General features: G+C 48.6%; 19 protein-coding genes and 1 pseudogene. 8 read left to right on the top strand and 12 right to left on the bottom strand.

The annotated features are described in order from the left end of the window. Nucleotides 1-53: 53 nt before the first annotated feature. From QUB56_RS27660 to apcA, 4 genes are all read right to left on the bottom strand, one after another. Nucleotides 54-1,274 carry an FtsW/RodA/SpoVE family cell cycle protein gene (locus tag QUB56_RS27660; RefSeq protein ID WP_332959489.1) on the bottom strand — a complete coding sequence of 407 codons (1,221 nt, stop codon included), beginning with the start codon at nt 1,272-1,274 and terminating at the stop codon, nt 54-56. 193 nt (nt 1,275-1,467) lie between these two features. Further along, the gene (locus QUB56_RS27655; protein WP_006634929.1) at nt 1,468-1,671 is read right to left on the bottom strand and encodes a phycobilisome linker polypeptide; all 204 of its coding nucleotides are present in this window, start codon (nt 1,669-1,671) and stop codon (nt 1,468-1,470) included. A 268-nt stretch (nt 1,672-1,939) separates the two neighbouring features. Beyond that, a complete protein-coding gene (apcB, locus tag QUB56_RS27650) occupies nt 1,940-2,425 on the bottom strand; it encodes an allophycocyanin subunit beta (RefSeq protein WP_332959488.1) in 486 nt (161 codons plus the stop codon). Between the two features lie 176 nt (nt 2,426-2,601). Continuing rightward, on the bottom strand, nt 2,602-3,087 hold the full coding sequence (gene apcA, locus QUB56_RS27645) for an allophycocyanin subunit alpha (protein ID WP_332959487.1): 486 nt from the start codon (nt 3,085-3,087) through the stop codon (nt 2,602-2,604). A gap of 1,042 nt (nt 3,088-4,129) precedes the next feature. Here apcA and QUB56_RS27640 point away from each other — a divergent pair. Continuing rightward, on the top strand, nt 4,130-5,332 hold the full coding sequence (locus QUB56_RS27640) for a hypothetical protein (RefSeq protein ID WP_332959486.1): 1,203 nt from the start codon (nt 4,130-4,132) through the stop codon (nt 5,330-5,332). 195 nt (nt 5,333-5,527) lie between these two features. Here QUB56_RS27640 and QUB56_RS27635 read toward each other — a convergent pair whose 3' ends face one another. The 8 genes from QUB56_RS27635 to QUB56_RS27600 all read right to left on the bottom strand — a co-directional run bounded on the left by QUB56_RS27635 (nt 5,528) and on the right by QUB56_RS27600 (nt 11,760). Beyond that, the gene (locus QUB56_RS27635; protein ID WP_332959514.1) at nt 5,528-5,866 is read right to left on the bottom strand and encodes an endonuclease dU; all 339 of its coding nucleotides are present in this window, start codon (nt 5,864-5,866) and stop codon (nt 5,528-5,530) included. A 75-nt stretch (nt 5,867-5,941) separates the two neighbouring features. Continuing rightward, nucleotides 5,942-7,180 carry an IS110 family transposase gene (locus QUB56_RS27630; protein WP_332959485.1) on the bottom strand — a complete coding sequence of 413 codons (1,239 nt, stop codon included), beginning with the start codon at nt 7,178-7,180 and terminating at the stop codon, nt 5,942-5,944. Between the two features lie 246 nt (nt 7,181-7,426). Then, nucleotides 7,427-7,729 (bottom strand): hypothetical protein, encoded by a 303-nt coding sequence (locus tag QUB56_RS27625; protein ID WP_332959484.1) that lies wholly within the window; start codon nt 7,727-7,729, stop codon nt 7,427-7,429. A gap of 76 nt (nt 7,730-7,805) precedes the next feature. Beyond that, the gene (locus QUB56_RS27620) at nt 7,806-8,294 is read right to left on the bottom strand and encodes a hypothetical protein (RefSeq protein WP_332959483.1); all 489 of its coding nucleotides are present in this window, start codon (nt 8,292-8,294) and stop codon (nt 7,806-7,808) included. A gap of 13 nt (nt 8,295-8,307) precedes the next feature. Beyond that, nucleotides 8,308-9,120 carry a hypothetical protein gene (locus tag QUB56_RS27615; protein ID WP_332959482.1) on the bottom strand — a complete coding sequence of 271 codons (813 nt, stop codon included), beginning with the start codon at nt 9,118-9,120 and terminating at the stop codon, nt 8,308-8,310. 2 nt (nt 9,121-9,122) lie between these two features. Further along, entirely contained in the window at nt 9,123-9,566 is a 444-nt protein-coding gene (locus tag QUB56_RS27610) for a hypothetical protein (RefSeq protein WP_332959481.1), read from the bottom strand. A gap of 46 nt (nt 9,567-9,612) precedes the next feature. Beyond that, nucleotides 9,613-10,014: an RNase H family protein gene (locus QUB56_RS27605; RefSeq protein WP_332959480.1), complete on the bottom strand. Its 402-nt coding sequence runs from the start codon at nt 10,012-10,014 to the stop codon at nt 9,613-9,615. 117 nt (nt 10,015-10,131) lie between these two features. Beyond that, nucleotides 10,132-11,760 (bottom strand): hypothetical protein, encoded by a 1,629-nt coding sequence (locus QUB56_RS27600; protein ID WP_332959479.1) that lies wholly within the window; start codon nt 11,758-11,760, stop codon nt 10,132-10,134. 186 nt (nt 11,761-11,946) lie between these two features. On the opposite strand from QUB56_RS27600, the gene QUB56_RS27595 reads away from it, so the two are divergent. From QUB56_RS27595 to QUB56_RS27565, 7 genes and pseudogenes are all read left to right on the top strand, one after another. Next, a complete protein-coding gene (locus tag QUB56_RS27595) occupies nt 11,947-12,321 on the top strand; it encodes a helix-turn-helix transcriptional regulator (protein ID WP_332959478.1) in 375 nt (124 codons plus the stop codon). A 71-nt stretch (nt 12,322-12,392) separates the two neighbouring features. Continuing rightward, nucleotides 12,393-12,620, top strand: a complete 228-nt coding sequence (locus tag QUB56_RS27590; protein WP_332959477.1) for a hypothetical protein — start codon at nt 12,393-12,395, stop codon at nt 12,618-12,620. Between the two features lie 50 nt (nt 12,621-12,670). Continuing rightward, a complete protein-coding gene (locus QUB56_RS27585) occupies nt 12,671-12,946 on the top strand; it encodes an HU family DNA-binding protein (RefSeq protein WP_332959476.1) in 276 nt (91 codons plus the stop codon). Then, complete coding sequence (locus tag QUB56_RS27580) at nt 12,943-13,317, top strand: hypothetical protein (RefSeq protein WP_332959475.1); 375 nt, start codon at nt 12,943-12,945, stop codon at nt 13,315-13,317. Before QUB56_RS27585 ends, QUB56_RS27580 begins: the two co-directional genes overlap by 4 nt. A 14-nt stretch (nt 13,318-13,331) precedes the next feature. Beyond that, the gene (locus QUB56_RS27575) at nt 13,332-13,514 is read left to right on the top strand and encodes a hypothetical protein (protein ID WP_332959474.1); all 183 of its coding nucleotides are present in this window, start codon (nt 13,332-13,334) and stop codon (nt 13,512-13,514) included. A 3-nt stretch (nt 13,515-13,517) separates the two neighbouring features. Further along, a complete protein-coding gene (locus QUB56_RS27570) occupies nt 13,518-13,934 on the top strand; it encodes a hypothetical protein (RefSeq protein ID WP_332959473.1) in 417 nt (138 codons plus the stop codon). 205 nt (nt 13,935-14,139) lie between these two features. Then, nucleotides 14,140-14,334: pseudogene (locus tag QUB56_RS27565) on the top strand (hypothetical protein); the annotation flags it as partial.

Raw genomic sequence — 14,334 nt, 5'->3', positions numbered from 1 at the left:
TTGGTTCCCAGGCAGAGCCTGGAAGTTAATCCGGTGTGTTTGCTATTGACAAATTATTCAGTTTGTGTATTGCCGTTGTTCGATCGCAACTTCGGCTTTCCCGGCTTCCCCCGGAGGCGGTCCAAAGAAACCACATCAGCCTCAGAGCTCTCCCTAGCCACCCGAATCAGCAACCCCGACAACAACAAACTCGCCAACATCGAAGAACCGCCGTAACTAAAAAACGGCAGAGGCAAACCCGTAGTCGGTAAAACCCCCGTCGCCACCCCAATATTCAGCAGCGACTGTCCCACCATCACCACCATCACCCCAATCGCCACCAACTGAGACTCAAGATTCCGGGCCCGCGTCGCCACCCTCAAAGCCACCGTACCGTAAGCCGCCAACATCAGCAACAGTGAGAAACCTCCCACCAAACCAAACTCCTCAGCAAACACAGCAAAAATAAAATCGCTGTACTGAATCGGCAAATAAAATAACTTTTGCTGCGACATCCCCAAACCCACACCCCAAATCCCCCCAGAACCCACAGCCAGCAGACTTTGAATCAACTGATAGCCGTCTTGCATCGGATCCGCCCAAGGATTGAGAAAAGACATAATCCGGCGGCGCTGATATTCCCTAAAACTAATACTTAAAACCGCTAAAAGCATTCCCCCCATAGCCGTTGCGCCCAACTGCAAGTAAGGCAAGCCCGCCGCCAAAGCCACCAACCACAAAGTCATCCCGCACAAAGCCGTGGTGCTTAAATTCGGCTGCAACAAAATTCCCAACAGCATTGCACCGAAAATGCCCAGCCAAGTAAAGCGAACTTTATTCGTCAACCGGGGCCAGTTGCCGAAAATGCGGGCGCTTTGGAGAATGAAAAACGGCTTTATCAACTCAGAAGGTTGAATAATCGGAACCGGGCCCAGAGATATCCAGCGAGTCGCCCCGTTGATGCTGGTTCCCACTCCCGGAACTAAGGTCAACCAGAGCAATCCCAGCAGCAACAGGACGCCTAACTGAGCTGTTTTCAGCAGGTAGCGCAGGGGGGAGTATACCATCAAGTTAAAACCGGCCAGCCCGATCGCCACTGCGATTAGCTGTCGTTTAAAATAATAAAGGCCGTCTCCAAATTCAGAATTTGCAATGGGATAGGAAGCCGAAAACAAAGCTGTCAGCCCTACAAACAGCCACAGAAAAGTCAGCCACCTCAGCCAGCGAGCCTCAGCGGCCCATTGAGACGCGCTGGGGTCAAAAAATGGAATGAAGCGTCGAATGTCATTAGCCATTAGTCGTTAGTTTAAGAATTACAGCCATCAACCCGGTTTCTAAGCCAAATCTTGGGTTAGCAACGAGAAATTTACGAAGCAACCGGGTTGATGACAACAAGTGCATAAGTCTTATAGTTATTAGCTAAAATCATAACAAACAAAAAAGAGGTCGATCGCGACCTCTTACCCCTCTACTAATCCAGCCTGGGACTTAAAGTAAACCGGTATTAGCTCCGGGCTTACCCGTAGCCAGTTGCACTTTAATAATTCTGCCGCCCATTTTCATAATTCTTTGCTGTTCCCGGAACCAGTTATCGTAAGGAACCAGCTTAGTAAAATAGGTATTTTGCAATTCGCGCTGAGTGCGGATGCGAGTTTGACTGGGGACGCAAGCAGTCACCTTAAACATTCTCATGGGAAACTAACTCCTGAGTAGGTTTACTGATTTTTAGATGGATTTTTTAAAGATTGAAGGCAGGGAGTTAGGAGTCAAAACTAGCTCGTTAAAACTCGTCGGGCTTTCTCGACCAGCCTTTGACGGTCTAGCAATCACTCTCAACTTCCCTGACCTCTTTTCAAAGCCAAAGGTAACAAGTCCAAAGTTAAAAGTTAAAAGAGGCAAGAAATAAATATTTTTCTTTCTTCCTTCTTCTTCCTTCTTCCTTCTTCCTTCTTCCTGAGTCTTAGCTCAAGCCAGAGCAGATGTAGTCGAAATAGACGCCCATTTCTTTACCAGCGTCAGAACCGACCAAACCAGCGGTGACTTCTTTCATTGCTTGGATTGCTTGTACGGTAGAACCGATGGGTACGCCCAAGGAGTTGTAGGTTTCTTTCAAACCGTTGAGCACGCGCTCATCGAGGATGGAAGGGTCGCCAGCAAGCATGGCGTAGGTGGCGTAGCGCAGGTAGTAGTCCAAGTCGCGGATGCAAGCTGCATAACGACGAGTGGTGTACATATTGCCGCCGGGACGAGTTACGTCAGAGTACAACAGAGACTTAGCAACTGCTTCTTTGACGATTGTAGCTGCATTGGAGCTGATGGCTGTAGCGGCGCGGACGCGCAGTTCGCCAGAAGCAAAGTAGTTCTTGAGCTTGTCTAGAGCGCTGATGTCGAGGTACTTACCTTGAACGTCAGAGGAATTGATAACGGCGGTAATTGCGTCTTGCATGGTTGTCTTGTTTCCTAGAAAGTGGCTGAGTCAGTCCAATTTTGGAGCTAGAATTTGGGATTTGGGATTTGGGATTTGAGATTTTTAAGTGGCCCTTTATCTGCAAAAGCTTTTAGCTTGTTACCAGTAACGCCCAATTCTTCAATCTAAAATCGAAAATCTAAAATCGCAATTCCTTACTGCATCGCACCGATAACGTAGTCGAAGTAAGAGGAAGCTTCGGAAGCGTCTTCTCCAGACAGCAGCGAACTTGCTGCACTTTTCATAGCGCGAACGCCTTCGGCGACGGCTTCAATCGGGGTGCCGAGAGATTTGTACATTTCGCGGACGCCGACAATACCGATTTCTTCGATCGGAGTAATGTCGCCAGCTACGATTCCGTAGGTGATCAAACGCAGGTAGTAGTCGAGGTCGCGCAAGCAAGTTGCGGTCATTTCTTCGCCGTAAGCGTTGCCGCCGGGAGAAACAACATCAGGGCGCTTTTGGAAAAGTTGGTCGCCTGCTGACTTGACGATGCGTTCGCGGGATTCGCTCAAAATTTGGGCGATGCGGACGCGGCGTTCACCAGAGGTGACAAAGCTCTTGATCCGATCTAATTCACCTGGGCTCAAGTAGCGAGCTTCGGCGTCTGCGTTGACGATTGATTTGGTGACGATACTCATCTTGTGTGTACCCGCTGGATATTTTGCTATACGAACTGCTCTGCGCTGAGCTAGCGACGGGGGGGCGCTTGCATCCCTTACCTTTCATGCTCGGGCAGGAGCTTTGACGGGGAAGGCTGGACTTTCCACAGTCAGCAACTGTTAAAGTTGTTGGCTGCAGCCTGCCTTCGCTGTTTGACGGCGCTTGTTCTTCACGCCGGTGCGCTTGTGAGTGCCCGCACTAAGCCTGTCGCTTACAATACCACAAATGACTGATGCGATCTTTAATTTACGATCGAGATTGCAGCAGGCCACTTAGTGGCGATCGAGTGACTGTCCGGCAGTTAGTAAGGATATTGCTCCTCTGACGCAACTACCTCTCGCAAGTATTTTGAGGCATTATGTTCACATTCTGAGTGTTACTGTAATAGTTTGTAATATTCCTTTTCATATTTGGGCCCTCGCTTGGGTCACAGAAGTTAAAATTTAACAGGAAAAAACCATCTCAAATTACCTCGCAGCAAGGGTTGCAGGCTATCTATGCCTCGCGGGGGAGTGGTGACGGGCGAGGGCGCGAGGTTCCAAGGCTTGGCCCTGAGAGGGAGGGAAGCGGGAGATGGGGGGAGATGTGCGATCGTATCACCGAAGAGCACCATTCTGAATAAGTCTTGGAGCGGCGGGATCTCCTGCCCAAGGAGTGTCAACTTAAGGTAAAACCGATAGTCCGTCAGTCCGTCAGGGGTTGAAACCCCTGCCTCAAAGCGAAAGTCCTCTAAAAGAGGACTAATGAATTATTCAGTCCTCTTTTAGAGGACTTTAGCTATTAGACAGGGAATTCATTCCCTGGCGGACTGCCGGGTGGGAGGACTGGCGGACTAAAAGCTTAAGTTGACACTCCTTGGCACCTGCCCAACCCTACTCCCCACAAAAAAACTCACTCTTTGTGTTTGTGGAACAGGCTAGGGAAGCCTGTTCTTGATAATATTGCCAGATATCAGATCGTCGGAAATCGTGATTTTCGAGCTTGTAGCTAGACTTGACTCTCACTTTTAATTTGGTGCCCGTGAAAAGAAATCTATCAGCCCTTAAAAAAGCTTTGCAGTTTGGCATTAGCGGTGCAGTCGGCGGTTTCGCCGGCAATCTAATCACCGAACCTTTCATGCAGCGACTCACTGGTTCGGCATCTTTTCCTGACCGTGTATTGTCCACAGCTCGCTGGTTTGGGTTAGTAGGCGGTGGCATTGCTACTGCTATCATGTTGGGCTATTATTACTATATCAAAGGCAAGCCTCAATTTAAACAGGCTTTAAAAAATGGCGGAGTGTTTGGTTTAATAGCAGGAGCCATTTCTGGGGCGATCGCCGAAGCTATTTACAGCGGGATTGGCGAGGGAGACAACGAATTATTGCGAGTAATTTGCTGGGGAATAGCTGGCAGTTTGTTAGGACTTGGACTCGCACAGCGGATTCCTAATTTGGGAGCGCTTCGCGGCATGGGAGGCGGCGGTGTTGGGGGTGTGTTGGGCGGCTGTTTGTTTATTCTGTTTGCTTACAATTTATCCGGTACGGCGGGCCGTTTAGCTGGCTGTGCTGCGATCGGTTTTTGGATTGGAATTATGCTAGTTGTAGCCGAAACTTTGTTCAACAAAGCTTGGCTGGTAATTAGTTACGATACCGGAGCAAATCGCACTCTCACTCTGGGCTCGGAACCCATCACTTTTGGCAGTGATGAAAATTTGTCTATTATCTGCATTCCTAATGTTTCGCCCTTGGCTATGCGGTTTCAATTGGAAGCAGGTCGAATTGTTTGCGAGAATGTTGATAGCGGGGCGGTGAGTTATTTGCGATCGGGCGACCAAAAGAAAATCGGCAACTGTACAATTACAGTAGGAAACTCTGACTTGCCCGCTGCAACTTCTGTTCAGGTTCCGCCTGCTACTATAGCAGAAAAATCCGCAGCCAATTCTTTTACTAGGAGTCCATTTTTTCTGAAATTAGGCAGTCGAGTTATTCCTCTAACTGCGGGAACTCAACTATTCACCTCTGACATACCGAGTTTAAAAGCTATCGCCTCTAACGGTGTTGTTGCTACAGTCAATTCTCGATCGAGTGACGAGCTTTCGTTAGAATTGACAAATTTGTGCGATCGCGCTTGGTGGGCTACAGACATTCAAGGCGATCTAAAAATGGTAGAACCTGAAAGTGCCCTGAATTTGGCGGTGGGAACTAAAATCGACTTCGGTGAAATAGACGGCGAGATTATCTAAGTAAGCGAGTATAAACAGAGATATTGAACCCTTGTCAATCAGCCTTTCATGGGCGGGCTCTCCTGCCCACCCCACAAGAAAATTTACTCTTTGTGGAACGGGCATCTTGCCCGTTCTTAACCGGATCTCCGGTCAACCCCCACAAAAAAATTACTGTTTGTGGAACGGGCCAAAGAGCCCGTTCTTAACAATAATTCAAGCAGAACTGCCGCTAACCCCAGTAATTACAGCCGCACCAATCAAATGAGCCAAACGCAAAGCTTCAGGAACTTTACCAGTGTCTGTCAAACGCTGGAGCACCCTCGCTATTACTTCTGGTTGTTCGCCGCACACTTGAAAAAAGAAAGGTTCAAAAGCGTAAATTATACCAGCGCGGCGCAACAATTCTAAACGGTATTCCGAGTCGGGTAAATAGCGGAGGGCTTTTTCAACAGCAGCTAAATCTGGTTGGCGGCGCATGACAGCAACGCAAGGAATTTGCAGCCGCGATGCTAACTCGGGAAGGTCAATAATATTGAAGCCGCCGAAAGCAATTCACTGTAAACATTTTTTGACCGATTAAAAGACCCGCAGACAGATTACTCCTGGGGGTCTTTTAGATTTTAGATTTTAGATTTTGACAATGCTGCACAATTCTTTAAAAAGCTCGCGAATGCAGCGGGCTATTACGCGCTGGCGAGCTAGCTTGACCGGAGTGCCACCCTTTTTCCGTCGTCTTAAGTTTTCAGCCGGTGACATCTTTTCTAAATTTTCCCCCTGCCCATAAGTGAATTGCAGCGGCGGATTGTTCCGGGCCACCTCCAGCCGAGTAAAGCACCATTGCCAGAGTGCTTTTCTACAGAGCGCGCTGCCCGACTGTTTACCCTTTTTTTTCTGGCCGCTGTCCTCCCGCACAACACCCATCCCGACGGCTCGCATGAAGCGGCGCTCGGACAATTTTAACTTGGAATCCTGTCCGGTTTGGCGATTCTTGCGGATTTTGACTTCAGGTTGCCCATCCTTGAGGAAGTCTTTGATCGGGTAAATCGCTCCGAACAAGTATCCCTGGAGCTGGTAGCCAAAGCCGAACTTTGTAAAAATCTGCCGATATTTCTCGAACTGGGGATGGTCAATCAGTTGCACCAACTGCTTTTTCAGTTTGAACATTTCTTCTTCGATTTCGCAGTATTGCTTGGCCGCCCAGCGAGTTTGAGGCTCGATGCCAGAGCCGATCGTCGCTTCCAAAATGCGATCGTACTTTTTCGACTTTCGCCGCCCAGCCAGCCAACCCCATAGCAGTGGCGGCACGTCGTCTTGCAGTTTTGCCGATCGCACTAAAGCAACCTCTGGGCATTGCCACGCTAGCTCCTGTCTCATTCTGTTGACGATGGGGGTCTGCAATCGGTTGAGATGTTCGAGCCGCAGGCAGATGCCCTTAATCTGATTAACTAATGGGTCGCGGATTTTGAGGTAGCTGGTTTCGGGTTTGTCGAAGTACCAGCAGGCGATCGCAAAGGCGTCAATGTCATCAGTCTTTGCCCCGCTCTTGCCTTCTTTTCCCATGAGTTCTGCCCTGTAGTTAGGCAGCTTGCTGTTGGAAATCATCCTGACCTCGCAGCCCCAGTCGCTAAGCTTGTTCATCCACAGTCGCGCGTAATTCATCCCGGTTGGTTCGCAAATAGCCACCACTTTGTCCGCTTGGAAGCTTTCGATTTTTGTCTTAAGTCGATTCAAATTTTCAATGTTCGAGTGAAATACTTCGATGTCGGCATCAAAATAATCATCACGGGGGTTGCTGGGTTTTTCCAGCATAAAGCACGCGGCAATGGACGACCGACTAACGTCGATGCCTACGATTAAATATTTCATTTAGTTTAGGGAGAGAAAGGGTTGAAAGGACAAAAGAGCCTACGAATCTCCCAAAAGCAAATTAATGCTTACTTCACTGATTAAGGCTCGTTTATTTGTCCGGTTTGATAAAGCGGGCTGGCGCTTACGAATTGCTAATAGCAACTAAGCTAATTTCCGTCTTAAAGCGCCACTTGTCTTGCGACTCATCCCGCGACTCCCCATTATTAAGGGGGAGTTTCGGCCGCCGAGTCGAAACAGCACTCGTCAGGCGGTAACGGTGATGGAATTGGTGCCGACTAGGGCGACGTACACATATATATAATCAAGACTTTGATTTAATGCCGCTGCAAATTCATCCGTTGCGTAGCTTCTTAATAGGTGGTTGGCAGCGTTGACATAATTGCTTAAGCATCGGTCTGGGGGCTGTTTCCGCAACAATCCTCTAGCTTTAGCTTCCTTGATTGTTAAAAAGATTTCTTGCTTTTTGACTTCACTGAAATCGCCGAACTGCTGCTTGGCTGACTTGATTAGCTCGGCAATGCGTTGAGTTTGAACGTTGGCTTTCATGGTAGGCTGTTATGTGTGATAGTGAAACACGAGTTCGGAGGCAAGCGGTTAATAATCAACTGCTTGTCTTTTTTGACTAATTGTTATCTATTTGCATTCGTACTAGAAATTTCTTGTGGTATTCCTCCAGGGCTTCTGCGTGCTTTATAAGATACCTATTTAAAGTGTTGGTAATTTCATCGGGCGAAATTTCAGCCATGTGTTCGTTGACTTTCTCAGATATTCTCTCCCCTAGCAACTCTGGATCTGTTTGAGTAAGTTGGGCGACCGCTTCCAACAAAAAAGCGGAAAACAAACCAGACCCAAAAATCATTTTTTGCTCAATTATTGGTAAATCCGTCATTGTCAAAGGCTGCTCGCTTTCAAGCCCTAGCAGATTGTCTCGCTCCACTTCACAGGCTGCTAGATGGTTGTCTAGTACACCCACTAAATTGTCGAGTTCACGCGCGCTGCCCTGGCATTTTAAAATTAAATCTGCTATTAGGCAGTCGAGCGCCACTATTTCCGCTGTGATTTCAGGCCTCGCTGAGGGAAATTTCGCCGAATCCTCGTTTGGATTGTTCATGATGGTTTAGAAATTACGATGAGTCCGACACTTGGTCGGATCTACCGCTGCTGGCACTGATAGCTTTTTGATGGCGTCGTGATAGCTTTTTGATAGCAAATCCTCGCCTAGCGGGCTTAGCTTTTTTGACGAAAGCTTCTGCCCGATCACAAATCGCTTCTTTTTCGGGTGTCAGCTCCGTCCCCTCTATATCGTCAGGTGGTTCCTCGTCGAGCGGTTCGCCCTTGATTAGCCTTTCCAGATACTTAGAAACTGTCATCCCCGCTTCTAATGCTTTCTTTTGCAGCAACTGGTAAGCTTTGCCGCCAATGCGAACTTGCTTGGCTCGGCCCTCTGGGTCTTCGTCGAGAGTTTCGGCAATTTTGATAGCCGTAATTGATTCGGGTGGGTTCTCGTCAATGACAGTTTGCCATTTGTCTTCCAGTTGGCCTTCGCCGTACTCATCAACTTTGGCAAACTTAAGGAGTGGCAGCGCTTGGGCTACCGATGTGGGCAGGATTCTAAACTTGGCTTTGATGAGCTGCAAACAGATTTGTGCCGCTTGAATTATGCGCTTGCAGTAGTAGGGCGATCGCCCTAAAGCCTGTTTGCAGTATTCGGCAAAGTCTCTGTATTGCCGTTTATATAAGCGGTAACGACACACGGCCTCAAGCATGATGCCTTGGCGCACGTAGTCGAGGAACGAGCGCTTAATGCGCTGAGTTAGAAGTGAAATATCATTGTGCGGAACCTCGCTCAACACTTCATTCTCGAAGTCTAAAAGAGGTTGAAATTCGCTTTCTGGCGGTTCCCAGAAAGTATCATTAAAGTCAGCGGTTATCTCCATGGTTAAAACTCATCTTCTGTAGAGTCGTCCTGATTCAACAAGTCAAAAGAGATAGGGTCTACCACCTCCGCACAAACGCTGGAAGAAGTGCTTAATTCTATGGGCTTATCAGCAATAGTCAAGGAATAAGCGTTAGGGTTGATGCCTAGACGTTCGAGGAAGTTTTGCAGTCGCTGAAATTGTTCTCTGGCAATTCCTATGCTTTTGTTGATTCGCTGGAGAGTCCTTTCCTTGCTAGCGATTTCTTCCTGCAATCTGTCATGGTCAAGGAAAAGAGTATTCTCTGCCTGCTGCTCCTGTAGGAGTTCATCAATCTGAGTTCTCAAAAATTTATAACCTTCGGAAAAGCTATTGAAATCGCCCGCTATTTGAATGTCAGCCTTGCGCTCTAAATATCCAAACTCGTTTTTTTTGAAGACGGGGGCTGTAATCTTAACGTTAATCATTGCGGTAGTTAGTGGGTAATTAGTAGAAAGGAAGCGATCGTATTAACTAGCAATTGCTCTTAATAACTTGCTCTTTAGCGAGCCGATCGCACTCCGAGAGTTCTGGGGTAGAGTTGCGCGGTTTCCAAGTCCAAGTTACTTCGTGCGTCGCTGCAATCTCATCTAGTTGCTGCCACAAATCGCGATTGGCATTTTGCTTCCAATTACGAGACATGGTGTGACAGACGTAAGTTGAGTCGGAAAATAGTTCAACTTTACAAGGTGCTTTCAAAGCTTTCAAACCTTGGATTGCAGCGGTCAATTCCATACGATTATTAGTGGTTTTGTGTACTCCGCCAGTAAATGCTTTTTTGATTGATGTATCTGGAATTGTCAGGAGGGCAGCCCAACCGCCTGGGCCAGGGTTCCCCGAGCAAGCACCATCACAGTAAATGTGTACGAGATTCACGAGAGTTGAAAAATTTAGTAGTTGGTAGAGAGGAAGCGATCGCCGGTTCGATTGACGATCGCACAAACGGTTCAGAAGCAGGATTACAAATACGTCATTGTTGAACTCTTATGCAAATTAATCATCACCTCCCGGAGGCGATCGAGCCGGCTGGGTGCTACTGCCAGCGGCGACGCGGTGAAATAGCTTCGAGATAGTTTCAGGATGCCTGCTGACTTGTGCTGACTTGTGGTTGACTTGTGGTTGACTTGTGGTTGACTTGTGGTTGACTTGTGCCCAACTCACTGCTTGCGGGGGAAATTTGGGGGGCTTCGGCTTAGGCAATCGGGCGAAAATCCCTGTGTCGGGCGGTTCGTCGCTTCCGTTGAACCGATCGCCCAAACTGCCAAAAGTCGGAATAAAAAAGTCCAAAGTGATGGAACTTTCGCAGGTCGGCGACAGTTCCGACACTTTGGAGAGTTCGAGTAAAACGGCCGGCTCATACCAGTCAGCGGGGCAATGGGCCCACAGGCAAAACGAATCAAGCGATACTTGCAGCGGCAACTCGTTCTGCACGGAGCTTGGCTCGTTCTGCACGGAGCTTGGTAAAAGATCGGAGAAATGATCTAAGCTGCTTGGATGTTCCCAGTCCCAGCGTGCGATCGCCTCGCGGAACGCATCGAGGGATTCAAAATCGTCCGGGTCTGGGGGTTCGTCTTCGATGTCCGGTTCGAGCAAGTTGAGTTGCCCGGTGACTTCTGCCTTGCAGTGAACTTCGCCAAAGTATGGCGGGTAAGTGGCGAGAAACCTATCAGAAAGAGCGATGCCAGTCAAGACCGGATTCTGATCGGGTTTGACACCGGGGGAAGTTTTGGCCGCCTGTGCGATCGCAATTTGGCTCACTTTTTGCTCAGTGCAGTGAACACATTTAAAAAAGCGACCCGAGGCATCTTCAATATATTTGTCGTCGAAACACACAACGCAATCGGGCAAAACATCCTCAACGTAATGGACCTTGACACCGGGGGAATTTTCGGTCGGCTTAGCAGCCAGCTTGCAAAAAGTCCCACCAGGCTTGGATGGTAGTACCGACTCCTGAGCTAACGTTCTAATTGCACCGGGATAAGTTTTGAGTCTGCTGTAAGCGCAGTGCAGGCAGCGGGTTACGAATCTATCCATGTGATCTCTAGTTGTAAACAGCCCATGCTGAGCGCCACAGAACGGGCAATCGCAAGCTCCTGGGGAAGATTCAAGAAGCGGCTCTTCGAGTTGCGCTTGGATGTAATCGACATCAACACCGGGGGAAGTTTTGGCCGCTTGTGCGATCGGCTCTTCGGCCGGTTTGGGGTAAACGATGCGGCCAAACTTGGATTCCAGCGGTGCCTCCTGGTTTGTTGCAGTCCGCCATTCCTTGAGAGCCTCATCGTACTCTTCGCGAAATTCATAATCTTCTCGATTTGGTGGCTCGGTGTCTACCCATTCCTGGGCTTGAACTTCCTCCGCGGGGGAAACTTCCAGCACTTGCTGCTCCTGGGCTTGAACTTCCTCCGCGGGGGAAACTTCCAGCACTTGCTTCTCCTGGGCTTGAACTTCCTCCGCGGGGGAAACTTCTAGCACTTGCAGCAGTGGGGAATTGACGCCAACAATGGCATCAATCCAAGTTTGGCGGTAACGCCGATCGCCCTCTGGGAACACATTAAGCTCATCTCCGATTTGTTTGAGCTCGGCGAAGTTCTTTCGTTTCAGTTCTTCGAGCGTGTACATCATATTTCTCTAGAGAGGGTGAGAGGGTAATCCCACCCGTTGGGTATGCAATGCGTTCAACGTGGGAGACTCAACTTAGAGATTTGGCAAAACCAGTTCAGTGAGCCAAAGACCTTGTTGTATCTACCTATCCATAGCGTACTATGGACTTATCACTGTGTCAATAGTGAGCTATGGATTCATGCTAATATGAATCCAGACATCAACGACCACATCAACGACCCAGAAATCACATTGAAAGGACTGATCGAGCAAGCTGGCACCAATCAAAGACAGTTAAGTAGGGACTCTGGCATTGCTGAAGTGACTATTAATTCTTGGGTTGCCGGCAAGTACAGTCCCAAATTAGATAGCGCCACGTTGGTAGCTAAAGCACTTGGGGTTTCATTGAAATCTCTAGCCAAATCTATGCGAATAGATGTGACCGGACTTTCAGATGACTACAGTCTGCTCGATCTCAAGCTCATCGCCTCCGAACTAGGGATAGAAAGGATTGAGGATTTACCCGAGGATTATCGAATTTTGAAACGGAGGCACGATCTAATGCGAGGGCGACAAAACTAACAAGCAACCGCACCATCGGTAAATTCCGACAGGTCGTCGGGTGGTGACGGCGGCCTAACTGACCATTACCAATGACTAATACCCGATCGACTAATGAAAAAACACTTACAGAACAATGGATCGAACTCACTAAGATAGGAGCCTGGATTGCCGACCAACTTCCAGGAGAAACTGATGCACAGTCGCAGGCTCACTTATTTGAGGCCTGGCAGCTGATCGAATTTGCAACAATCCATTTACGGAAAGTCAAATATCGAACAGGTGGAGATTTTTCTAATCAAGTAGACCAACCGAAGTAGTCGCAGGCCCAACAACAGCCAATTACTAGCAACCAACACCCGATCAACTAATGAACCAAGCCGAACTTATTCAAGAAGTAGCGGATGAAGCCAATCTAACCAAGACGCAAGCTCAAGATGCTGTAAAAGCTTTGCTCAAAATCGTCATGGCAGTGGTTGCCGATGGCGACAAAGTAACCCTGGTCGGCTTTGGTTCCTTTGAGCCGAAAGTGCGATCTGCCAGGGAGGGGCGCAATCCCCAAACTGGTGAGACTATTCAAATTCCCGCCACCAGGGTGCCGACTTTTTCGGCGGGAAAAGCCTTTAGGGAGGCTGTTAACAAATGACAGACCCTCTACAGTCCTACGCTGACGAACTCATTGACAGGCACCACGCAGAAATGGACGAGATTGAGTCGCTGCCTCCAGCGGCGATCGAACTGCCAGCAGACCAGGCGCTCGCCTTGGTTACTCTCGTTCAAATCGTCACGGCGGCAAATCCGGCAATAGAACACCACCCACTACTCCCAAGTGCGATCGCAGCAGCCAAGCAAATTCAATCAAGCTTCAATCCCGAAAGTGCCATTCATGAAGTGCTCGAACTCGGCTGGCAGAAGCCGGAGGAAAGCTGTGAACCTCACAAAGTTTTTGCAAGCGTCTCCCGCCGGCAAAAAAAGCTGAGACCACCACCATCACCATATTCTTTTGACGAATTTTAAAAGCATAGGAATATATGACTGAACCACAGAAACCCACACCAAAAACACAAAATTCGCCAGAGACTCCGGACTCTGAGGAAACTCATCCAGCAGACGCTACAGGATTCTTTAACAGGGTTCGACGAGAGCTCAAGTCCGAAGAAGAACCGGTTCACCCAACTGAAGCGGCAGAGATAGTCATCATGGATGAGGAGTGAGTGATGGAAGCACCCGACTTAGAAAAGTATGCCCAAGAAGTAAACGATATGCAGATGCTACCAGCGGCATTTGTAGAACTTCCGCCGCTTAGTGAATTTGCGAAAATTGCGATCGACGTGGCCAAGCAACTTCAAAACTTGTTTAACCAAGATTCTGAAACTTACAAAGTGCTGGAACTCGGCTGGAACCCTGAAGCGGACATACTCACACCGTCAGGGGAATTAGGCGACGAATTTTGCGAGGAACCTTGCGATAAATTTTTGCAAAACCTCGGTTGTCACTGTACCGGTAACCGGGTCGCAGAACTTGCGACCAGTGACGAACAGATTTCTCTCCAAACTTTGGCCGCTGGCGCTGCGATGATGCACCAGTTTGCGCAGAGTCTTGAGAGCAAAGGTTTTGAACTCTTGGATATGTAGTAAAGCTGGCGACACCTGCCAGGGCTAAACGCAAGCGGCCCAATAACTAACGTATAGCGGGAAAGGCACTGATACCCGGGGGTTTCTTACCGACTGGACTGGCGGAAGTGCTGAAAAAGTTGATCCAAGCCGACAAAGTGGTGAATTACAGTCGGGAGAGACCGACACAGAACCCAAATATCCCAATTTAGAGGACGTTAAACGCATGACTGAAAATCTGGCCTCCTTGCTGAGGATGATTGTCGAAATTGTTCAAAATCACGGCGATCGAATCAAACTTTTAGAAGAAGGCGAATCGGCAGAAGACAGCGACGATGCAAGCTTGATGGAAGAACTGACTTCCCTGCTGGCTCAATTGCAAATTCCCCAGTCTGCGGAGCCTGTCCCCAGCGACCAAATA

It is taken from the genome of Microcoleus sp. AR_TQ3_B6, from assembly GCF_036702785.1.
In the GTDB taxonomy this organism is placed as follows: Bacteria; Cyanobacteriota; Cyanobacteriia; order Cyanobacteriales; family Microcoleaceae; genus Microcoleus.
This window is presented reverse-complemented; position numbering and strand designations above follow the sequence as displayed.